19 protein-coding genes are annotated in these 21,531 nt (G+C 68.2%); 9 read left to right on the top strand and 10 right to left on the bottom strand.

From position 1 onward, the window contains the following. Window positions 1–191 precede the first annotated feature (191 nt). The gene (locus AC1DBE_RS10125; RefSeq protein WP_476903692.1) at window positions 192–1,604 is read left to right on the top strand and encodes an MFS transporter; all 1,413 of its coding nucleotides are present in this window, start codon (window positions 192–194) and stop codon (window positions 1,602–1,604) included. A gap of 145 nt (window positions 1,605–1,749) precedes the next feature. Here the strand turns inward: AC1DBE_RS10125 and AC1DBE_RS10120 are convergent, their stop codons facing one another. The 3 genes from AC1DBE_RS10120 to AC1DBE_RS10110 all read right to left on the bottom strand — a co-directional run bounded on the left by AC1DBE_RS10120 (window position 1,750) and on the right by AC1DBE_RS10110 (window position 5,147). Continuing rightward, window positions 1,750–2,481, bottom strand: coding sequence for a glutamine amidotransferase (locus tag AC1DBE_RS10120; protein WP_476970412.1), 732 nt, complete (start codon window positions 2,479–2,481; stop codon window positions 1,750–1,752). A 34-nt stretch (window positions 2,482–2,515) separates the two neighbouring features. Beyond that, window positions 2,516–4,354, bottom strand: coding sequence for an acetyl/propionyl/methylcrotonyl-CoA carboxylase subunit alpha (locus AC1DBE_RS10115; RefSeq protein ID WP_476903694.1), 1,839 nt, complete (start codon window positions 4,352–4,354; stop codon window positions 2,516–2,518). 124 nt (window positions 4,355–4,478) lie between these two features. Beyond that, window positions 4,479–5,147, bottom strand: coding sequence for a Maf family protein (locus tag AC1DBE_RS10110; protein WP_476970411.1), 669 nt, complete (start codon window positions 5,145–5,147; stop codon window positions 4,479–4,481). 149 nt (window positions 5,148–5,296) lie between these two features. Between AC1DBE_RS10110 and AC1DBE_RS10105 the strand changes: the two genes are divergently transcribed. Continuing rightward, window positions 5,297–6,700, top strand: a complete 1,404-nt coding sequence (locus AC1DBE_RS10105) for an HNH endonuclease (protein ID WP_476880348.1) — start codon at window positions 5,297–5,299, stop codon at window positions 6,698–6,700. A gap of 109 nt (window positions 6,701–6,809) precedes the next feature. On the opposite strand, the gene AC1DBE_RS10100 is transcribed toward AC1DBE_RS10105, so the two are convergent. The 3 genes from AC1DBE_RS10100 to AC1DBE_RS10090 all read right to left on the bottom strand — a co-directional run bounded on the left by AC1DBE_RS10100 (window position 6,810) and on the right by AC1DBE_RS10090 (window position 10,496). Further along, on the bottom strand, window positions 6,810–9,356 hold the full coding sequence (locus AC1DBE_RS10100) for an MMPL family transporter (protein ID WP_476903696.1): 2,547 nt from the start codon (window positions 9,354–9,356) through the stop codon (window positions 6,810–6,812). A 1-nt stretch (window position 9,357) separates the two neighbouring features. Next, window positions 9,358–10,059, bottom strand: a complete 702-nt coding sequence (locus AC1DBE_RS10095) for a TetR/AcrR family transcriptional regulator (protein ID WP_476880493.1) — start codon at window positions 10,057–10,059, stop codon at window positions 9,358–9,360. A 68-nt stretch (window positions 10,060–10,127) separates the two neighbouring features. After that, window positions 10,128–10,496 (bottom strand): YbjQ family protein, encoded by a 369-nt coding sequence (locus AC1DBE_RS10090; RefSeq protein ID WP_476880492.1) that lies wholly within the window; start codon window positions 10,494–10,496, stop codon window positions 10,128–10,130. 187 nt (window positions 10,497–10,683) lie between these two features. Here AC1DBE_RS10090 and AC1DBE_RS10085 point away from each other — a divergent pair, with 187 nt between their 5' ends. Then, window positions 10,684–11,256: a hypothetical protein gene (locus tag AC1DBE_RS10085; protein ID WP_476903697.1), complete on the top strand. Its 573-nt coding sequence runs from the start codon at window positions 10,684–10,686 to the stop codon at window positions 11,254–11,256. A gap of 136 nt (window positions 11,257–11,392) precedes the next feature. Here the strand turns inward: AC1DBE_RS10085 and AC1DBE_RS10080 are convergent, their stop codons facing one another. Beyond that, window positions 11,393–12,814, bottom strand: a complete 1,422-nt coding sequence (locus AC1DBE_RS10080; protein WP_476880605.1) for a dicarboxylate/amino acid:cation symporter — start codon at window positions 12,812–12,814, stop codon at window positions 11,393–11,395. A 246-nt stretch (window positions 12,815–13,060) separates the two neighbouring features. On the opposite strand from AC1DBE_RS10080, the gene AC1DBE_RS10075 reads away from it, so the two are divergent. After that, window positions 13,061–13,423 carry a VOC family protein gene (locus AC1DBE_RS10075; protein WP_476880604.1) on the top strand — a complete coding sequence of 121 codons (363 nt, stop codon included), beginning with the start codon at window positions 13,061–13,063 and terminating at the stop codon, window positions 13,421–13,423. Window positions 13,424–13,459: 36 nt separating this feature from the next. Here the strand turns inward: AC1DBE_RS10075 and AC1DBE_RS10070 are convergent, their stop codons facing one another. The 3 genes from AC1DBE_RS10070 to AC1DBE_RS10060 are packed head-to-tail and all read right to left on the bottom strand — an operon-like array spanning window position 13,460 to window position 17,045. Beyond that, window positions 13,460–15,169: a DUF885 domain-containing protein gene (locus AC1DBE_RS10070; RefSeq protein ID WP_476903698.1), complete on the bottom strand. Its 1,710-nt coding sequence runs from the start codon at window positions 15,167–15,169 to the stop codon at window positions 13,460–13,462. Between the two features lie 53 nt (window positions 15,170–15,222). Beyond that, entirely contained in the window at window positions 15,223–15,465 is a 243-nt protein-coding gene (locus AC1DBE_RS10065; protein ID WP_476880235.1) for an acyl-CoA carboxylase subunit epsilon, read from the bottom strand. Further along, window positions 15,462–17,045, bottom strand: a complete 1,584-nt coding sequence (locus tag AC1DBE_RS10060; RefSeq protein ID WP_476880234.1) for an acyl-CoA carboxylase subunit beta — start codon at window positions 17,043–17,045, stop codon at window positions 15,462–15,464. Before AC1DBE_RS10060 ends, AC1DBE_RS10065 begins: the two co-directional genes overlap by 4 nt. A 289-nt stretch (window positions 17,046–17,334) precedes the next feature. On the opposite strand from AC1DBE_RS10060, the gene AC1DBE_RS10055 reads away from it, so the two are divergent. From AC1DBE_RS10055 to AC1DBE_RS10035, 5 genes are all read left to right on the top strand, one after another. Beyond that, a complete protein-coding gene (locus tag AC1DBE_RS10055) occupies window positions 17,335–18,240 on the top strand; it encodes an SDR family oxidoreductase (protein WP_476880233.1) in 906 nt (301 codons plus the stop codon). Window positions 18,241–18,323: 83 nt separating this feature from the next. Then, entirely contained in the window at window positions 18,324–19,241 is a 918-nt protein-coding gene (locus tag AC1DBE_RS10050) for a biotin--[acetyl-CoA-carboxylase] ligase (RefSeq protein ID WP_476880232.1), read from the top strand. Then, a complete protein-coding gene (locus tag AC1DBE_RS10045; RefSeq protein WP_476903699.1) occupies window positions 19,234–19,830 on the top strand; it encodes a PH domain-containing protein in 597 nt (198 codons plus the stop codon). Before AC1DBE_RS10050 ends, AC1DBE_RS10045 begins: the two co-directional genes overlap by 8 nt. 265 nt (window positions 19,831–20,095) lie before the next feature. Further along, on the top strand, window positions 20,096–21,139 hold the full coding sequence (locus tag AC1DBE_RS10040; RefSeq protein WP_476903704.1) for an adenylate/guanylate cyclase domain-containing protein: 1,044 nt from the start codon (window positions 20,096–20,098) through the stop codon (window positions 21,137–21,139). A 147-nt stretch (window positions 21,140–21,286) separates the two neighbouring features. Beyond that, window positions 21,287–21,531 (top strand): hypothetical protein (locus AC1DBE_RS10035; RefSeq protein ID WP_476970410.1); only part of this gene is annotated, 245 nt, incomplete at its 3' end.

Below are 21,531 nucleotides of genomic sequence, written 5' to 3'. Positions count from 1 at the left end.
GGTGTGAGGCGTTAGTGCAGGCCGCCGTCGGGGTGTCCATGACGCGGGACGACACGCCGCGTCCAAATAGTGGAACATTTGTCCATTGACTGGACGGGGGGAACTATTATCAGACATATATCCACTCCCTTGCCGGACGTCCCCGCGCAGCCTGTGCGGTCGCCAGCCGGTCTCGATGAAAGCGTCACTACATGTCATCCACTGCCACTTCGACGGAGCAGGCGCCTGCCAAGAAGGTGAACTCGCGCGGCCGCGTGATCGTCGCCAGCCTGATCGGCACCACCGTTGAGTTCTACGACTTCTACGTCTACGCCACGGCCGCCGTGCTGGTCTTCCCGAAGCTCTTCTTCCCGGGCCAGAACGAAACCACCCAGCTCCTGAGCTCCTTCGCCGTCTTCGGCGTCGCGTTCATCGCCCGCCCGCTCGGCTCGATCGTGTTCGGCCACTTTGGTGACAAGTTCGGCCGCAAGGGCACCCTCGTGGCGTCCCTGCTCACCATGGGCATCGCCACCTTCCTGATCGGCTGCCTTCCGACGGCGACCGTCCCTGGCTGGTCCTTCTGGGCCCCGGCCCTGCTGGTGGTCATGCGCTTCGCCCAGGGCCTGGCCCTCGGCGGTGAATGGAGCGGCGCAGCCCTGCTCGCCACCGAGAACGCCCCGGCCAACAAGCGCGCCATCTACGGCACGTTCCCGCAGCTGGGCGCCCCCATCGGCTTCATCATCGCCAACGTGATCTTCCTGGTCTTCAGCTACACACTGACCCCTGCGGCCTTCGAGTCCTGGGGCTGGCGTGTGCCGTTCCTGGTCAGCGCCGTGATGGTCATCATCGGCCTGTACGTCCGCCTGAAGCTGATCGAAACCCCGGCCTTCACCAAGGTCATCGAGTCCAACGAGGTCGCGAAGCTGCCCCTGGGCCGGGTCTTCAAGAGCAGCTGGCGCCAGCTGATCCTGGGCACCTTCATCATGCTGGCCACCTACGTGCTCTTCTACCTGATGACCACGTTCACCCTGACCTACGGCACCCGCGCATCCAGCCTGGATGCCGCTAAGGCCGCCGCGGAGAAGGCCGGCAAGCCGATGACCGATGCGGCAGCCGCCGCCTTCGTCCCGGGCCTGGGGTTCACCCGCAACGACTTCCTCTGGATGCTGATTGCCGGCGTCGTCTTCTTCGGCATCTTCACCCTCGTCTCCGGTCCGCTGGCTGAAAAGTACGGCCGACGCAAGATGCTGATCGCGGTCACCGCCGGCATCTTCGTCTTCGGCTTGCTGTTCGTGCCGCTCTTCAGCGGCGGCTTCGTGGGCACCATGGCCCTGCTGATCATCGGCTTCTCGCTGATGGGTCTGACGTTCGGGCCGATGGGTGCGCTGCTGCCGGAACTGTTCCCGACCAACGTCCGCTACACGGGTTCGGCCATCAGCTACAACTTCTCCAGCATCCTGGGCGCTGCGGTGGCACCGTTCATCGCCGTCTGGCTCTGGGAAGCTGCCAAGGGCAGTTCGGTGCTGGTGGGCGTCTACCTCACCGTTATGGCCGTTCTGACCCTGGTCGCCCTGTTCGTAAGCAAGGAAACCCGCGACCTGGACTACGAGAACAACGTAGCCTGACGCTCCGGCCTTGGCTGGCGAAAAATGCCCGGTGTGTTCGCTGAACACGCCGGGCATTTGCGTGTCGCGGCAGGCGCGGGGATACGGGCCGGGACACCAGTGCGGGTGTACGACGGCGGCGCGCCCGGCACGCCGGACTAACTACCTAGCGCGCGTACCGCTCGACGAAGTTGTGCAGGATCTTCATCGGCTCCGTCGCGCTGAACTGCCGGGCGTCGTCCATCAGGTCCTCGGCCGAGTCGCGCGGGAAGTAGCCGGCGTGCCGGTAGATGTCGATCCGGGTGATCAGGCCCTCGGCGTCGAGTTCGGGGTGGAACTGGGTGGCGTAGAGGTTGGCGCGGATCCGGAACATCTGCACAGGGCACGCCGCGGAGCCTGCCAGCAGCACGGCGCCGGGCGGCAGCACGGTGCACGCTTCCTTGTGGCCGACGAAGGCCGTGAACTGTTCCGGCAGGCCGCGCAGGAGCGGGTCCTGCCGGCCCTCCTGCGTCAGGCTGATGGTGACGCCGCCCAGCCCCTCGCCGTATGTCCGGTCAATCACGGCGCCCTGGTGCAGGCCCAGGGTGCCGACGCCGTAGCAGGCGCCCAGGAAGGGAAAGTCCTCAGCCACAATCCGGTCCAGAAGAGCAGCTAGTTCCCGCTCCACCCGGTGCTGGACGGCGCTTTTCCCGTCCGCGGGGTCGCTGGAGGTGAAGGGGCTGCCGCCGACGATCACGCCGGAGTACTTATCAAGGTCCAGGCGGGGGAGCGGGGCCGCCTCCATCCGGATCCTGTGCAGATCGGCCTTGTCCAGGCCGGTGTAGCGCAGGTAGGCGAGGTATTCGTCGTCGGCGGCGGCGTCCTCGGCGCGGGAGGCGAGGAGCAGGAATGGCTTCACGTAGCTAAGTCTGCCCCCGCCACCGGCGCCGGACCTATTCGGCCGTTTCGCCGTCCTCGATCATGGCGATGACAGCGCCCGCGGACACCGTTTCCCCGGCCGACGCGGAAAGCCCGATGACGATGCCGGCGCGGTGCGCGGTGAGCGGCTGCTCCATCTTCATGGCTTCCAGCACCACCACGAGGTCACCCTCGGACACACGGTCGCCTTCGGTGACGGCCACCTTCACGATGGTGCCCTGCATCGGCGAGGTCAGGGCGTTGCCGCCGGCCGGTGCAGCCGTGCCGGCGCTGCGGGAGCGCTTCTTGGCCTTGGCTGGCTTGCTGCCGCCGCTGATGGTGCCCAGCGAGGCCGGCAGCACCACTTCTAGGCGCTTGCCGCCGACCTCGACGACGACGCGCTGGCGTTCGCCGGCGTCGGCCGCCTCCTCGGCGGAGCCGGTCGGCGTCCATGCCGGGATGTCGTTGACGAAAGCGGTTTCGATCCAGCGGGTGTGGACCTTGAACGGCCCTTCGGCGGGGGCGAAATCGGGGTTGCTGACCACGGCGAGGTCGAACGGGATGACGGTGGGGATACCCTCGACCACCATCTCCTCAAGCGCGCGCCGGGAGCGCTGCAGGGCCTGGGCGCGGGTGGCGCCGGTGATGACCAGCTTGGAGAGCATGGAGTCGAAGTTGCCGCTGATCACGTCGCCCTGCTCCACGCCGGAGTCGATCCGTACGCCCGGGCCGGTGGGGTTCAACAGCTTGGTGATGGTGCCGGGGGCGGGCATGAAGTTCCTGCCCGGGTCCTCGCCGGTGATGCGGAACTCGATCGAGTGGCCGCGGACCTCGGGGTCGCCGTAGCCAAGTTCCTCGCCGCGCGCCAGCCGGAACTGTTCGCGGACCAGGTCGATTCCGGTGACTTCTTCGGATACGCAGTGCTCCACCTGGAGCCGGGTGTTGACCTCRAGGAAGGAGATGGTGCCGTCCTGGCCSACGAGGAAYTCGCAGGTGCCGGCGCCGAGGTAGCCGGCTTCCTTCAGGATGGCCTTGGAGGATTCGTAGAGCCGCTGGTTCTGCTCGGCGGTGAGGAACGGGGCCGGGGCTTCCTCGACCAGCTTCTGGTTGCGGCGCTGCAGGGAGCAGTCGCGGGTGGACACGACCACCACGTTGCCGTGGGCATCGGCGAGGCACTGGGTTTCCACGTGTCGCGGGGCGTCCAGGAAGCGTTCGATGAAGCATTCGCCGCGGCCGAACGCGGCCGTGGCTTCGCGGACGGCGGATTCGAAGAGCTCGGGGATTTCCTCCCGGGTCCGAGCCACCTTGATGCCGCGTCCGCCGCCGCCGAAAGCCGCCTTGATGGCCACGGGCAGGCCGAACTTGTCCACGAACTCGAGGATTTCCTCGGCGGATTCGACCGGGTCGGCGGTGCCGGGGACCTGCGGCGCGCCCACCTTTTCGGCGATGTGGCGGGCCTGGACCTTGTCGCCGAGGGCGGAGATCGCCTCGGGGGAGGGGCCGATCCAGGTGATGCCCGCGGCGATCACCTTGGCGGCGAATTCTGCGTTTTCGGCGAGGAAACCGTAGCCAGGGTGGATGGCATCGGCGCCGGAGCGCCGGGCCACCTCGATCAGCTTGTCCATCACCAGGTAGGACTCCGCGGCGGTGTTGCCGCCCAGGGCGTAGGCCTCGTCGGCGAGTTTGACGTGCAGCGCGTCGCGGTCCGGGTCCGCGTATACGGCCACGGAGCCGATGCCTTCGTCGCGGGCGGCGCGGATGATGCGCACGGCAATTTCACCGCGGTTGGCGATCAGCACCTTGCTCAGGCGGTGGGTTCCCGGCGTGGTGGCGGCGGGCACTGGCGTTGCGGACTGCTCCGAATTAGCTGACAAGGCGTCTCCTTCTTTCCTTCAGGGAGCCTAGCGCGGTTTTGTGGGTTCCGCCGATATTACTTGCGGATTCCGCGCGTAAACGGCTGATCCTTTGTGGGTTTCCTACAAGGTGGTGCGAAATGGCTCACTCGGCGCGGATGTCGGCGGGGCTGGCTGCGCCGCCGGTCCAGAGCTCCGTGACGCCCACCTTGGCCTGGCCGAGGAGGCCGCGGAGGGTGGAGATGGAGAGCCCGACGACGGCGTGCGGGTCGCCGTCGACCTTGCGGATGAAGGCCCCGCCGTAGCCGTCGATGGTGAAGGAACCGGCGCACTGGAGCGGTTCGCCGGTGGCGATGTAGGTGTCGATCTCCGCCTCGCTCATCTCCATGAAGTGGACCTCGGCGGAGGAGACGGCACCGAGGGTCGCTCCGGAGCCGGGGCTGATGTCGGCGTCGGTGTCGCGGCAGTCCACCAGCCAGTGGCCGGTGTGCAGCACCCCCATGCCGCCGCTCATCCGGAGCATCCGCTCCTTGGCGACGTCGGCGGTGTAGGGCTTGCCGTGGGCCTCGCCGTCGAACTCGAAGACAGAGTCGCAGCCGAGCACCAGTGCGCCGTGCGCCTCCGGGAGCGAGGCGACGGCCTCGGCCTTGGCGCGGGCCAGCAACAGGGCCGTGTCATGCGGGTCGGTCACGCCGTACCGGGCCTGCACGGCGTCCTCGTCAACATCGGAAACCAGGACTTCGTGGGCGATGCCGGCGTTGGCAAGCAGCTTGGTGCGGGCGGGGGACTGGGAGGCAAGGATGAGGCGGGTCACGGCACCAGCGTAGTGCCTTGGGGTGACAGTGTGGCGGGATAGGTAGCAGCCGTCGGCGGCAGAGCTCGACGGATCTCGGCCGAATGGCAGGAGCGCGACTCTATAGGGCGCGGCCTTATATTGTCAGACCCCTCCGATTGAATTGAGTCATGGAAGGCGATCGGAAGCTTTTCGGGGATTCTGTCGCTTCGGGCCAGGTGGTGGGAGACGCGGCGGCGATCATTGACGAGCTCCGGGCTTTGGAAGATCGCAAGTCCGCGATCTCAGCCAGACAGGCCTGCCTGGCCGTGGAGCTGGATCTTGCGCGGCGGCGGGAACAAGCCGACGCCGGGATGTCGGCGGACAAACTCGGTGCCGGGGTCGGGGCCGAAGTCGCCCTCGCGCGGCGCGAATCCCCCGCCAAAGGCTCGAGGTTGCTGGGCCTGGCCCGGGCGCTCGTAACCGAGATGCCGCACACCCTCGCCGCTTTGGAGTCGGGGCAGTTGAACGAGTGGCGGGCCACGCTCCTAGTCCGCGAAACCGCCTGCCTGGACGCAACCGACCGGGCCGCTGTCGACGAAGAACTCGCCGCCGACACCGGCACGTTCGACGGCGCCGGCGACCACGCCATCGTCTCCGCAGCCAAATCCGCCGCCTACCGCCACGACCCCCGCTCCGTCACCCAACGCGCCGCCCACGCCGACACCGAACGCAGCGTCAGTCTCCGCCCGGCCCCGGACACCATGTGCTACCTCACGGCCCTGCTCCCCGTCGCAGCCGGAGTCGCCGCCTACGCCGCCCTCAGCCGGCACGCCGACAGCGCCCGCGCCACCGGAGACCCACGAACCCGCGGCCAGGTAATGGCCGACACCCTGGTCGAACGGGTTACCGGCACCCCGGGAGGGATCACCGGCATCGAAGTCCAACTCGTCATGACCGACCGGACCCTCCTGACCGGAGGCAATGTGCCCGCCCGCCTCCCCGGCTACGGCATCGTCCCTGCCGGATGGGCCAGAAAACTCCTGGCGAGTAAGGGTGAAAACCCCGAGTTCGGAACTTGGGTTCGGAGGCTCTACACCGCTCCAGGCACCGGCGAACTCATCAGCATGGACTCGCGGGCCCGACTGTTCCCCGCCGGGCTGCGCCGTTTCATCGAAACCCGCGACAGCACCTGCCGCACGCCTTACTGCGACGCGCCCATCCGGCACCTGGACCACATCGTCCCCTGGTACCGCGGCGGAGAAACCACAGCAGCCAACGGCGCCGGGCTCTGCGAAGCCTGCAACCAAACCAAAGAAACCCCCGGCTGGACCGCACAGCAACGCCCCGGACCCGGGCGGCACACCATCCAGCTCACCACCCCCACCGGCCACAGCTACCGCTCCACAGCAGCCCCGCTGCCGGGGACCGGACCACCTAGCAGGTTTATTCGGGGGAGTGCCGTGGCGGAAGTTCGAAATCCGGAATCGGACCCCGACCCGGAAGCGGACCCGATCAGCAAACGCCGCCGCGCTCGCCACCGACGGGCAAAAACCCTGCTGCAGGCTCGCGTGGCGAATCGGGCTGCGGCTTGAGGGTACATCCAGCCAACAACCGGTTCGCCCGCCCACCAACAAAGCCGCCCGCCGATCGCAATGATCGACGGGCGGCCAGGTCGGACCAAACGGCCCCGGGCGCCTACCGTTACCGGGCCGCGGCCGCCGCTGGCTCGGCGTCACCGGCGTCAGTCTCCGCGGCGGACGCGGGCTTGCGCAGCTTGGCGCCTTCGACGTCGACGTCCGGCAGGATGCGGTCCAGCCACTTCGGCAGCCACCAGGCCTTGCTGCCCAGCAGGTACATCACGGCCGGGACGATGGTCATGCGCACCACGAAGGCGTCCACCAGCACACCGAAGGCCATCGCGAAGCCCAGCGGCCGCACCATGTTCAGGTGCGAGAATATGAAGCCGGAGAACACGCTGACCATAATGATCGCGGCCGCGGTGACCACGGCCGAGGCGTGGCTGAACCCGGTGCGGACCGCGTGTTTGGCCGTTTCGCCGTGCATGTAGGACTCCCGCATGCCGGAGGCGATGAAGACCTGGTAGTCCATGGCCAGGCCGAACAGCACACCGATAAGGATGATGGGCAGGAAGCTCAGTACCGCGCCGGGGTTCTCGACGCCGAACACGGAGCCCAGCCAGCCCCACTGGTACACCGCCACAACGCCGCCGAACGCCGCCGCGAGCGAGAGCAGGAAGCCGCCGGTGGCCAGCAGCGGCACCACGATGGATCGGAACACCAACAGCAGCAGGATCAGGGACAGCCCGACGACGATCGCCAGGTACGGCGGGAGCGCGTCACCGAGTTTGGTGGAGACATCCACGTTGCCGGCGGTCTGGCCGGTCAGGCCGATGCTGACGCCGGTGCTGTCCTTGATCTGGCCCTTCTCGGCGCGCAGCTCGGAGACCACCTTCACGGTGCTGGCGCTGGCCGGGCCTTCGGTGGGCAGGACCTGGAACACCGCGGTCCGGCGGTCCTCGCTGAGGGCCAGCGGGATGGCGGCCGCCACGTTGTCCGTGGCGCGCAGGATGTCCGCGACGTCGAGCTGTTTGCTTTGTGCTTCGGCGGCGGTCAGCCCTGCGGGGAAGTCGCCCACCACGATGATCGGGCCGGTCATGCCCTCGCCGAAGCTGCGCTTGGTGACGTCATAGGCCTTGAACGCCTGCGAGGCCACCGGCTCGGAGCTGGCGTCGGGAAGGGCCAGGCGCAGCTGGCTCGCGGGCAGCGCCACCACTCCCAGCAGCAGCACCCCGGCCAGCAGCGACAACCACGGGTGCCGCGTGACCACGCCGCCCCAGCCGTGGCTGCTGCGGTATTCGTCCCGGGCCCGGTCCTCGGTGTCGTGGCCCGGCGCGGCGTTGTGCCGGTCAGCCTTCGCCCAGGCGCGCTTGGAAACCAGCCGGCGGCCCACCAGCGACAGGACGGCCGGCGTCAGGGTCAGGGCAACGACGACGGCGACAGCCACCGTGGCGGCGGCGGACAGGCCCATCACGGCCAGGAACGGCAGCCCCGGCACCACCAGGGCGGAGAGGGCGATGATCACCGTGAGGCCGGCGAAGAGCACGGCGTTTCCGGAGGTGCCGGTGGCCAGGGCCACGGATTCCTCGGTGTCCATGCCGGCGAGCAGCTGGCCGCGGTGCCGGTTGACGATGAAGAGGGAGTAGTCGATGCCCACTGCGAGGCCGAGCATCAGGGCCAGCATGGGGGAGATCGAGCTCATGTCGAAGGCGCCGCTGAGCGCGAATGTGCCGCCGACGCCGACGGCTACACCGACGATCGCCATCAGCAGGGGCAGGCCTGCGGCGATCAGGGTGCCGAGCATCACGATCAGGACCAGGGCCGCCACGGCGATGCCGATGATCTCCGCGGTGCCGAAGATCTCGGAGATGTCCTCGCTGATTTCCTTGCTGGGCAGCGCGGTCACGTTGGCGGCGGATACTTCCTTGACGATGTCTTGGACGTTCTGGCGCACCTCCGGCTTGAGCCCGTTGATCGAGGTCTTGAACTGGACCTGCGCGATCGCGGCCTTGCCGTCCTCGGAGACAAACCGCAGGCCCTTGGAGGCGTCCAGCTGGCGTTTGCCCAGGGCCAGTTTGGCGTCACCGGACGCTAGTTCCTTCTTCCCGGCGTCGAGCTTTGCCTGGCCAGCGGCGAGGGCTGCCTTCTGCTGCCCGAGTTGGGCCTCGATGGCAGCGGGCGGCAGGCCCGCGGCGGCCATCTGCTTCTCGGCGTCGGCCAGCTGGGCCTTGCCGGCGGCGAGCTCGGCGGCGGCCTTGTCCAGCTGGGTCTTGCCGGCAGCGGCTTTCTGCTGGCCCGCGGTGAGGTCGGTGGAAGCCTTGTCCAGCTGGGCCTGGGTAGTGAAGGGGTCCACGGTGCCCTGCACGTCGGGGAGGGTCTTCAGCTTGGCCAGGGCCGCCGAGACGGCCTCCTTGCCGGCCTGGGAGAACTGCGCGTCATTGGCTTCGAAGACGATGCTCGCGGATCCGCCGGAGGAGGACGGGAGTTCCTTCTTGAGCTTGTCCGCCATCTGCTGGGTCTCGGTGCCCGGGATCTGGAAGTTGTTGGACAGGGTGCCGTGGAAGGCCGCCGCGGCTCCGCCGACGGCCACCATAACGGCGAGCCAGAGGGAGATGACCAGCCAGCGGTGGCGGTAGGAGAACTTGCCGAGGCGGTAGAGCAACAGAGCCATGTCAGGACCGATCTTGGGAAGGGGCGGGGCTGGAGGCCGCGGGGGCCGCCGGGATGGCGAATCCGGAGCCCAGCAGGCTCATGGAGTCGATAAGGAGCTGGCGAAGCGTGGACAGCGACTCCGCGGACAGGGAGCCCCCGCAGCGGTCGAACCAGACGTCCATGGCGGCCTTGCCGCAGTAGATGACGGAGCCGGCCAGTGCGCGCAGGTACAGTTCGTCGACCTCGACGCCGGTGCCCGGGGTGAAGCGTTCCCTGGCGGCGTCGATGATCTCGGCCGCGCAGTGGTCCCACGCTTCGAGCTCGGACCGGTTCAGCTGCGGGTTGGACTGGCTGAGGCTGTAGAGCTCGGCCAGCGGGGCCACGGTCATGGGGTCGGCCAGGGCAACCAGGGCCGCCCGGGCCGATTCCAGGATGGGCTCGGTGGAGGGGCGGAGCCGGAACTGCTGCAGCGCGGTGTCCAGGAACCCCTGCGTGACCGAGGCGATGGCACCCTCGGTGCTGCTGAAGTAGTTGAAGAACGTCCGACGGGAGATCCCGGCGGTCTCGGCGATGTCCTCCACCGTAAAATTGCCGGGACCTTTGTCGCGGAGCAGGCCGTGCGCGGCGTCCGTGATGGCCTGCCGGGTGGCGGTCTTGTTCAGTTCACGGCGCGACGGCGGTGCGGCTGTGCCCGGCGGGCCCGCGAGGGGAGGAGTAGGCATGCGCTTACACTATGTGCATGTTTGCACTCCGTGCAACTTTGTGGCGACGGGATACGCCCCGGAAATCGTCAGCTGCTGAGCTGGATGGACTGGCCCGTGGCGCCGGGCTCGCCCTCGCGCAGCGGAATCGCGAAGACCGCCGTCCCGTAGGCGCAGATCTCCGTCCAGTTGTTGGCCATATGCGCGGTATCGAACCGCATGGCCACAATGGCATTGGCGCCCCGCTGGGCGGCCTCGGCGGTCATTCGGGCCATGACCTCCTGCCGGCTCTCGTAGAGCACCTGCGTCAGCTCGCGCAATTCACCGCCGGCCAGGGACCGGAGGCCCGCGACCACCTGAGCGCCGACGTCCCGCGACCGGACGGTCAGGCCCATAACTTCGCCGAAGACGGCGTCGATCCGGTGGCCGGGGATCTCGTTGGATGTGACGATCAGCATGACCTGAGCCTAGCCACCCGGCGGCCCTGTGCAAGGGGCCGGTGCGGGAAATGCGCACCAACATTCACAGGAACATAAAAGGTTCCCAACAGCTCCCACAGAACCTCGTGGCCCAGACTGGAAGTACCTTGTGAGTAGGACGTAGGCAACGGAGCCGTCGCTGGACGGCAGATCCAGGAGAGCGCACATGACACGCACGAAGAGCATCACGCTGGGCATTTCGGCCGGTGTCCTCGCCATCGGCGCGGGCCTTGGTATCGCCGGGATGGCCTCCGCCACCACGACGCCGGCGCCCAGTCCCAGCGCCAGCGCCTCGCCCGATGCGCGGAACGGGGAGCCGGGCGACGGGATGGGGATGCGCGGTGGCCATGGCCACGGCGGCGAACGGGGAGGTTTCGGCGGCGTGCGCGTCACGGAACTCGCCACCAAGCTCGGCGTTGACAAGACCAAGCTCACCGACGCTTTGAAGGCCTTCCGCGACGCCCACAAACCGGCTGAGCGGCCGGCCGAAGGAACCCGACCGGACCGCACGGCCCTGGAGGCAGAACTGGCCAAGTCCCTCGCGTCGTCGTTGGGCATCGACGAGGCCAAGGTCAAGACGGCCCTGTCCGAACTCCGCACCGCTGAGCAGGCCGACCACGCCGCGGCCCTGAAGAGCAGGCTGGACAAGGCCGTCAGTGACGGGAAGCTGACGCAGGCCGAAGCCGATGCGGTCACCAAGGCCGTTGAGAAGGGCGTCATCGGCGGCGGCGGGCGCTGACACAACACCTCCGGCCCCGCGAACCACGCCTGAGCACCGAATCTGAACACAAACGTAGTCCCCGGGAGAAGATCCCGGGGACTACGTTCGTTCGGCGGAGAGTGCAGCGGCGGAGAGGGCAGTTTCTGCCCGCGGCCTAGGCGGAGGTCCCAGCCAGCTCGCGCTCGCGTGCCGGGGCGCCGTCGTCGGCAGCGTCAACAGCGTCATCGGTGAACGGGTCGCCGTTGCGCGGGGCGTTGTACAGCGCCTCATCCAGGATGCCCTGGCGCTTGGCAACGATGGTGGGGACCAGCGCCTGGCCTGCCACGTTGACGGCGGTGCGGCCCATGTCCAGGATCGGGTCGATGGCCAGCAGGAGCCCGACGCCGGCCAGCGGCAGTCCCAGGGTGGAGAGCGTCAGGGTCAGCATCACCACGGCTCCGGTGGTTCCGGCGGTCGCAGCGGAGCCCAGCACGGAAACCAGGGCGATCAGCAGGTACTGGCTGAAATCGAGCTGGATGCCGAAGAACTGGGCCACGAAGATCGCGGACACAGCCGGGTAAATCGCGGCGCAGCCGTCCATCTTGGTGGTGGCGCCCAGCGGCACGGCGAAGGAGGCGTAGCCGCGGGGAACACCGAGGGAGCGTTCGGTCACGCGCTGGGTCAGGGGCAGCGTGCCCACCGAGGAGCGGGAGACGAAGGCCAGCTGCACGGCGGGCCAGACGCCGGAGAAGTACTGCTTGACGGAGAGGCCGTGGCTGCGGACCAGGATGGGGTAGACGACGAACAGCACCAGGGCCAGGCCGGCGTAGATGGCGACCGTGAACTTCCCGAGCGAACCGATGGTGTCCCAGCCGTAAACGGCTACGGCGTTGCCGATCAGGCCGACGGTGCCGAGCGGGGCGATCCGGATGATCCACCACAGGACCTTTTGGATCACGGCCAGGGCCGAGGCGTTGAGGTTCAGGAACGGCTCGGCGGCCTTGCCCACCTTCAGGGCGGCGACACCGACGGCGATCGCGATCACCAGGATCTGCAGCACGTTGAAGCTCACGACGGTGGTGGTGGCGCCGTCGGCGACCGTGGTGCTCGCACCCAGGCCCAGGAAGTTCTTCGGGAAGAGTCCGATCAGGAAGGCCCACCAGCTGCCGACCTTGGTCGGGGCCTCGCCCTGTCCGGAGATGCCGGTGTTGGCGCCGGGCTGCAGGATGACGCCCAGACCGATGCCGATCAGCACCGCGATCAGCGAGGTGATGGCGAACCAGAGCAGCGTGTTCCAGGCCAGCCGGGCTGCGTTGGAGACGGCGCGGAGGTTGGAAATGGAGCTGACGACGGCCGTGAAAATCAGCGGCACAACGGCGGTCTGCAGCAGCGAGACGTAGCTCGAGCCGATGGTCTGCAGGGTGGCGCCGAGGGCGTTGGGGTTGGTCTTCGTGCTGCCCGTGTACTTCGCGAGCAGGCCGAGGCCCAGGCCCACGATCAGGGCGGCGATGATCTGGAAGCCGAAGGAGCCGGCCCATTTGGGCAGCTGGAAACCGGGCTTGCCTGCGGTGGCGGGGGTGCTTGTCTGAGTGGTCACCCGGCTACGCTAGGACCGTGGCTTTTAGCACGGCCAACGAACGTTGAGAAATGTTACGCGTTGCCGCTCCGTCGCCCGCGCCGAAACCCCCGGAATTCCGCCGAAAGACCATGCGTTTGTGAAGTTATTCCAGCCCGGGGTGTGGTGATTGTCTCGCCATCGGGGTGGCGCTTCGCGGCAACTTTTCCGAAAAACGTTGCCGCGAAGTGCTGTCTCGATGCGGAACCGGCGCCTAGAGTGATCGCCATGGCTATCGCACGCTTCCCGACCGTCGTCCTGGATTGTCCCGACCCCAACGCCCTGGCGGAGTTTTATGGCGCCCTGCTCGACTGGAAGGTCGAGCACGACGACGACGGCGGCTGGAGCTCGGTCCGCGCCGAGTACGGCGATTCGATGAGCTTCCAGAAGGTGGACTCCTTCCGGCCGCCGCAGTGGCCCGGCCAGGAAGTCCCGCAGCAGATGCACCTCGACTTGGTCGTCGATGACCTGGACGACGCAGAGGCGGCGGTGCTCGGGCTCGGCGCTGCCAAGCACGAACACCAGCCGGGGACCACCTTCCGGGTCTTCCTCGACCCGGCCGGCCACCCCTTTTGCCTCTGCCTCAGCTAAACCCGCCCGCGGACAAGAGTGCGGGCGGGAGAACGCCTACCCCAGCAGCGCCCGCTTGAGGGTGTCCAGCCCCACGGAGCCCATGTTGAGCGCCTTGGTGTGGAAGGCCTTGAGGTCGAAGCCCGGACGGGATTCGAGCTCGGCGCGGATCTGCTCCCAGAGCCGCTGGCCCACCTTGTACGACGGCGCCTGCCCCGGCCAGCCGAGGTAGCGGGTGAACTCGAACTTGAGCTGGCCCTCGCTGATGGCGAGGTTCTGCTTCAGGAACTCGTACCCGGTGTCCGGAGTCCAGGTGCCCGACCCCCAACGCTCGGGCACCTCCAACTCCAGGTGCACGCCGATGTCGAACACCACCCGGGCGGCCCGCATGCGCTGCATGTCCAGCATGCCCATGTGGTCGCCCGGATCCTTCAAATAGCCAAGCTCCTGCATCAGCTTCTCCGCATACAGGGCCCAGCCTTCGCCGTGGCCGGACGTCCAGCAGACGTTCCGGCGCCACTTGTTCAGCAGCTCGCGGCGGTAGGTGGCGGTGGCCACCTGCAAGTGGTGGCCCGGAACACCCTCGTGGTAGACCGTGGTGGTCTCGGCCCAGGTGGTGAAGGTGTCCTCGCCCGGCGGGACTGACCACCACATGCGGCCCGGACGGCTGAAGTCGTCCGACGGTCCGGTGTAGTAGATGCCGCCTTCCTGGGTGGGGGCGATCTTGCACTCGAGGGTCTTCATGGCCTCCGGGATGTCAAAGTGCACGCCGGCGAGGTCCGCGACGGCCTTGTCGGAGAGCTCCTGCATCCAGGCCCGGAGGGCGTCGGTGCCCTTGAGCTGGCGGGAGGGGTCGTTGTCCAGGATTTCCTTGGCCTCCGCGATGGAGGCGCCCGGCCGGATCTGGTTGGCGACCCGCTCCTGTTCGGCGATCAGGCGGTCCAGCTCCTGGACACCCCAGGCATACGTCTCCTCCAGGTCCACGGTGGCGCCGAGGAAGGACCGCGAGGCCAGGGCGTAGCGCTCGCGGCCGACGGCGTCCTTCTCCGGGGCGGCCGGCAGCAGTTCGGCTTCCAGGAAGCCGGCGAGCCGGGCGTAGGCAGCGCGGGCGGCGGCAGCACCGGCGTCGAGCTTGGCCTGCACGTCCTCGGGGAGCGGGCCCTCGGCGGTGGTTGCCTCGGCGGCCAGCTTGGCGAAGAACCCGTCGTCGGCGGCGTGCTTGGTGGTCTGTTCGATGACGATCCGCACCTGCCGGGCCGCGGAGACGCGGCCGGCGTCCCGGGCCGTACGCAGGGACACGATGTAGCCGTCCAGCGCGGGCGGAACGTTGTGGGCGCGGCCGGCAATGTGGTCCCACTGCGCGGCCGTGTCCATCGGCATCAGGTCAAAGATCGCCCGGATTTCCTGCGCGGGGGAGGCGATGTTGTTCAGGTCGGCCAGGTCCCAGCCCGAATCGTGGATTTCCAGCTGCAGCCCCAGGCGTTCCCGCATGGCATCGAGGGTAACGGCGTCGACGTCGTCCGCGGGCTCCAGGCCGTCCAGCGCGGCGAGGGCCTCGCGCGCGGCGGCAGCGAACTCCTCGTGTCCGGCCGGGGAGAAGTCCGGGTACTCGGTCTCGTGGCCCGGCAGGCCCAGCTCGGTGGCGAAACTCGGGTTAAGCCGGATCAGCGTGTCCGTGAACGCGTCGGCAACGCCGTCGATCGCGGTCTGCGGGCGCGACGGCACCGGGGTGGCGGGGGAGGTGTTGTGGTTTGTTTCGGTAGTCACCCGATCGAGACTAGCCGCACCGGGCCAGTTATGAAAGGGTTACTGAACTTTTCTTAGCCGCGGCTGCGCTTCCACGAACCCGGGCCCGGTTTCGGTGCCAGCTGGAGCTGCTGCCGCCGGATCCAGTGCCGCGCGGTCGGCTTCTCCGCAGCCGCCGCCTCGCCGCTCCCGAGGGCGAGGACGACGGCGGTCAGCGCCGCAAGTTCCTCCGCCGTCGGCTCGCCCTTCGCGATGGCGAGCAGCGGCTGCTCCGGTGCCGTCAGGCCGGGTTCGCCGGTGCTGTCGGGGGCGGTCACAGCGGGATGTTCCCGTGCTTTTTGGCCGGCAGGCCGGCGCGTTTGTCGCGCAGGGCGCGCAGGCCTTTGATGATCTGCAGGCGGGTTTCCGACGGCGCGATGACGGCGTCGACGTAGCCGAGCTGGGCGGCCTGGTACGGGTTGAGGAGTTCCTCCTCGTACTGCTGGATGACCTCGGCACGCTTGGCCTCAACGTCGCCGCCGGCCTCGGCGACGGCGGCCAGCTCGCGGCGGTACAGGATGTTCACCGCGCCCTGGGCGCCCATCACGCCGATCTGCGCGGTGGGCCAGGCCAGGTTGAGGTCGGCGCCGAGCTTCTTGGACCCCATCACGATGTACGCCCCGCCGTAGGCCTTGCGCGTGATGACGGTCAGCTTGGGAACCGTGGCCTCGGCGTAGGCGTAGAGGAGCTTGGCGCCGCGGCGGATGATGCCCTGGAACTCCTGGTCCTTGCCCGGCAGGAAGCCCGGAACGTCCACGAGGGTGATGATCGGGATGTTGAACGCGTCGCAGTGCCGCACGAACCGGGCGGCCTTCTCCGACGCGGCAATGTCCAGCGTGCCGGCGAACTGCATGGGCTGGTTGGCGACGATGCCGACCGTGTGGCCCTCGACGCGGCCGTAGCCGATCATGACATTCGGCGCGTACAGCGACTGCATCTCCAGGAAGTGCCCGTCGTCGACGATCTGCTCGATCACCTTGCGCATGTCGTAGGGCTGGTTCGCGGAGTCCGGGATGAGGGTATCCAGGGCGAGGTCGTCGTCGTCGGTCTCCGGCTGCTGGCTGTGCTCGAGCACCGGAGCTTCGGCGAGGTTGTTGGACGGCAGGAAGTCCAGCAGTTCGCGGACGAACTCGACGGCGTCCGCCTCATCGGCGGCGAGGTAGGTGGACGTGCCGGTGTTGGCGTTGTGCTGCCGTGCGCCGCCGAGGGTCTCCATGTCCACGTCCTCGCCGGTGACGGTCTTGATGACGTCCGGACCGGTGATGAACATGTGCGAGGTCTTGTCCACCATGACCACGTAGTCGGTCAGGGCGGGGGAGTAGGCCGCGCCGCCGGCGGAGGGGCCCATGATGAGCGAGATCTGCGGGACGACGCCGGACGCGTGGACGTTGTTGCGGAAGATGTCCGCGAACATGGCGAGGGATGCCACGCCTTCCTGGATGCGGGCGCCGCCGCCGTCGAGGATGCCCACCACGGGGCAGCCGTTGCGGAGCGCGAACTCCTGGACCTTGACGATCTTCTCGCCGTTGACCTGGCTCAGGGAGCCGCCGTACACGGAGAAGTCCTGGCTGTAGACCGCCACGGGCCGGCCATCGACAGTGCCGTAGCCAGACACGAGGCCGTCACCCAGCGGCTTCTTCTTCTCCATACCGAACGCCGTGGAGCGGTGCACGGCGAGGGCGTCCAGTTCCACGAAGGAACCGGCGTCGAGGAGGAGGTCGATGCGCTCGCGGGCAGTGTTCTTGCCGCGGGCGTGCTGTTTCGCGACCGCTTCCGGGCCGGAGGGCTGCTCGGCACGGGCCTGGCGGTCGCGGAAATCGGCAATCTTTCCCGCGGTCGTGGTCAGATCGTGGCTCATCAAGTGTCTCCGGCTCTGTTGTTCTAGCGGTTGTACTCTGTGCTGGTGCTCGGCGGCCGCGCTTAAGTGGATTCCACACAAAAACCTGGCCGTGCTGGCAAGTCTAATGACGGTTTTGGTCCAAGCCGCTGTAGAAAACCTACAATTTTCCCTCGACGTCCCGCCGCACCCCCGCATTCCGCGGGAGTCCGGGCTGGTCCGCTTCCGCCGGCGTCGGCGCCCCAACTGTGGCCCGGCCACCCGGGAATCCACTATGTTACTGGCCGGTAACATCGGCTAGAGTGTGCGTATGACTTCAAGCAACGACGCTTCGGACAGCACCCAGCACCCGGGCCCGCAGGGACCCTACCAGGCCACCGGCTCCCTGGCGGGCCGCACCATCCTGATGTCCGGCGGCAGCCGGGGAATCGGCCTGGCGATCGCCACCCGGGCCGCCCGCGACGGCGCGAACATTGTGCTCCTGGCCAAGACCGGGCAGCCGCATGCCAAGCTCGAAGGCACGGTGTACTCCGCGGCCGAGGCGATTGAGGCCGCCGGGGGCCAGGCGCTGCCGCTGGTGGGCGATGTCCGCAACGACGCCGACGTCGCCGGCGCGGTGGCGTCCGCCGTCGAGCGTTTCGGCGGGATCGACATTGTCATCAACAACGCCTCCGCGATCGACCTCTCCAAAACCGACGGCCTGGACATGAAGCGGTATGACCTGATGCAGGACATCAACGTCCGCGGCACGTTCCTCCTCTGCAAGCTCGCCCTGCCGGCGCTGCGCGAATCCACCGCCGGGCAGATCCTCACCCTGTCCCCGCCGCTGAACCTTGACCCCAAGTGGGCCGGCCTGCACCTGGCGTACACCATGGCCAAGTACGGCATGAGCCTGACCACCCTGGGCCTGGCCGAGGAGTTGAAGGTGGACGGGATCAGCGTGAATTCGCTGTGGCCGTGCACCCTGATCGACACCGCCGCGATCCGCAATATGCCCGGCGGCGAGCAGATCGTCCGCGGCGCCCGCGGTCCGCAGATCATGGCCGACGCTGCCCACGCCATCCTCACGGCCGGCAACGCGATTCCGGCCTCCGGGAGCTGGAGCGGGAATTTCTACACCGACGAGGAGGTCCTGGCCGCGGCCGGGGTCACCGACTTCGCGCCGTACAGCCTTGGTGCGCCCGAGGACCGGCTGGTACCTGACATTTTCCTCTGAGTTTCCGGCGGGTTCGCACCTTTAAGAGGCTCTGCGGTGCCTGGCCAGGCGCCCTCCAGGCGGTTACTCGGTAGGATTCAAGCATGGAAGACGCACAGGAGTCACCGGACCGTCCGCCCCTGGACCAGGGCGCCCTGGGCGATGCCGCCTTCCTGTCCGCGAACGGTATTGCGCAACTGACCGTCGTCGAATCCACCGGCTCCACCAACGCGGACCTGCTGCGCGGCGTGAGTGTCGATCCCAATGCCTGGCCGGACCTGTCCGTGCTCACCGCCGAATTCCAGACCGCCGCCCGGGGCCGTCTGGACCGGCAGTGGGAAGCGCCGGCCCGCAGCTCCATCTCCGTCTCGATCGTGCTCCGGCCTGTCAACGCCGAGGGCAGGCCCTTGCCCACCCAGACGTACTCATGGCTGTCGCTGCTCGCGGCCCTCGCGCTGCGGGAGGCGCTGCTGGAGACCGCCGGGATTCCGGCCGAACTCAAGTGGCCCAATGATGTGCTGGTCCGCGGCAAGAAGATCGCCGGCATCCTCGCCCAGCTGGGCCCCATGGGCGACGGCGCCGTGCCCCCTGTCATCCTTGGCACCGGCCTGAACGTCACCCTGACGGCGGCAGAACTCCCGGTCCCCACCGCCACCTCGGTGCTGCTCGAGGGCCCCGCCACCGTGGACCGGACCGTCCTGCTCAAGAGCTACCTGTCCCGCTTCGCCACGCTGTACCGCAGCTTCTGCAACGCCGATGGCGACCCCGCCGCCGGGATGGCCGGCGGCCCCTCGCTGCACAAGCGCGTGGAGCACGTCCTGACGACCCTCGGCAAGCAGGTGCGCGCCCAGCTCCCCGGCGACCACGAGATCATCGGCCATGCCAGCCGGCTGGATGAATACGGATCCCTGCTGGTGGTCGACGCCGCCGGGCACGAGCACGTGGTGACCGCCGGCGACGTCGTACACCTGCGCCCCTGGACCCCGCCCGGCGAGGCCGCCGGCGAAAGCGGCTATGCGTAAAGAGCTCCTCCCGGGCGAACAAGTAATTGTTGTGACCCGCCCCCAGCCCCGGACGCTGATTGGTCCGGCCCTGGTCCTGATCGTCGTCTCAGCCCTCACGGCCTTCGCCTGCGCCTGGATTGTGAAGGGCGGCCCGGTCCGGCTGATCCCGCTGGCCACCCCGGGCTGGACGCCGTGGCTGATCGGCCTCTGCCTGGCGCTGGCCGCCTGGGTGCTGCTGGCGTACTGCCTCCCGAGGACCGTGTCCTGGCATGCCAGCCGCTACACCCTGACCAGCCGGCGCCTGATTGCCCGTTACGGGATGCTGCGGCGCCGCGACCAGCAGATTCCGCTGGCCGCCGTGCGTAATGTGTTCATCGAACAGACCCTGCTCCAACGGACCCTGCGCTCGGGGAATATATCCTTGGATACCGGGTACCCCGCCAACACGGTGATTCCGGACGTCCCGGAGGTCATGACGTTCCGGAGCTTCATCCTCGACGCACTTGATGAACTTCCGGAGGGTGAAGTGTTTGACGCCCGCGACACGGTGCGCGGTCCCGACGATTGGCCCCTGGACATGAGAGAAGGTGGAAGAGATGAACGCTGAGCACGTGCACCCTGACACCGGACTCCTGGCCGCCGATCCCTCGGATGTCCCCGACGTGGTGCTCGACGCAGCCTCCCTCGAGGCCGCCGTCCTCGATTCCGTTGCGGCCTCCGACGCCGTTGACCCGGCGGACGCCGTTGATCCGGCGGACGCCGGGCCCGACGCCGAGCTGGACACCGACACCGACGCCGATCCGGGCACAGCCGCCGCCGATTCGGACGCCGACGCCGGCGCGGAGCCGCCGGTTGCCCCGCCCACCAGCACCATGTCCGCCGAACGGCTCGCCGCCAAAGCACTGGAGCAGCGCCTCCTCGGCGGCGAACGCAAGCTGCGCCGCCGCGAAATTGCCGCCGGGGCAGGGCTCTCGCTCCTGTCCGCCCGGAAACTCTGGCGCGCCCTCGGATTCCCCAATCTTGGCGATGAGGACGTCGCGTTCACCGAACGGGACCAGACGGCGCTGAACACGATTGTGGACCTGGTCCGCACCGGCAAACTCACCGAGGAAGCCGCTATCTCCGTGACCCGCGCCATCGGCCAGATGACGGACCGGATGGTGGTCTGGCAGATCGAGGCGCTGGTGGAGGACATGGTCCACCAGCAGGGGGTGACGGACGCCGTCGCCCGCAAACGGCTGGTCAGCGAACTGCCATCACTGGTGGACGCGCTGGAAGAAATGCTGGTCTACTCCTGGCGCCGCCAGCTCAACGCCGGAGTCCAGCGGCTGGCCGTGCGCGCCGAAGCCGGTCTTGCCTCCAGCGAGGAAGGCCGGGAAGGGGACGAGGACGACGCGCCGCTGCCCCTGGCCCGCGCCGTCGGTTTCGCGGACCTGGTCTCCTACACCAGCCTGTCCCGCCGCATGAACGAGAAAACCCTCGCCCAGCTGGTGCAGCGCTTCGAAAACAAGTGCGCCGAGATCATCTCCGTCGGCGGCGGCCGGCTGGTCAAGACCGTGGGCGATGAAGTCCTCTACATCGCCGAAACCCCGGCCGCCGGCGCCGAGATCTCCCTGGCCCTCGCCCAGGCCTTCAACGAGGACGAGATCCTGCCCCAGGCCCGCGTTGCCATGGTGTGGGGCCGGATCCTCTCCCGGCTGGGCGATATCTACGGGCCCACCGTCAATCTCGCCGCCCGGCTCACCGCGCTGGCCGATCCCGGGACCGTGCTGGTGGACTCCATGACCGCGGCCGCCCTCGAACGCGACGAACGCTTTGTGCTGCTGCCGCGGGACGCGGAAAACGTCCGGGGATTCGGCGAAATCCACCCGGTCGAGCTGCAGCGCGGCAGCGGAAGGGGCCTGGTCCTGGACTAGGCGCCCACGGGACACGCGCCCGGGCTTCCGTAACCCCGCGCCGGGGGTTTCTCTATTCGATGGTCAATATGTCATAGTCGTGGTTATCCGGCCACGCCAAGGCACTTCACCGCGCCCGCCGGGCGTGACTCTGGGGGACAGCAGCACATGAAGAACATCCTCGATACCGTGCGGGCACTAACACGCCCCGGTTTCCGTGCTGCCCCGCCCGTCTCCGCTGCCCGGCCCTCTGCTGCCCGTTCACGTGCGGGTCGGCGTCGTGTGGTGGTGGGGTCTTTTGTGGTGGCTGGTGTGGTGTTGGTGGCGGGTGCGGTGATTTATCCGGGGTTTAAGACCACTGAGGTGGATTTGAACGATGGTGGTGTGTGGGTGGTGTCGAAGGCGAAGAATGC

The organism is Arthrobacter sp. 10T416 (assembly GCF_056394165.1).
This window is presented reverse-complemented; position numbering and strand designations above follow the sequence as displayed.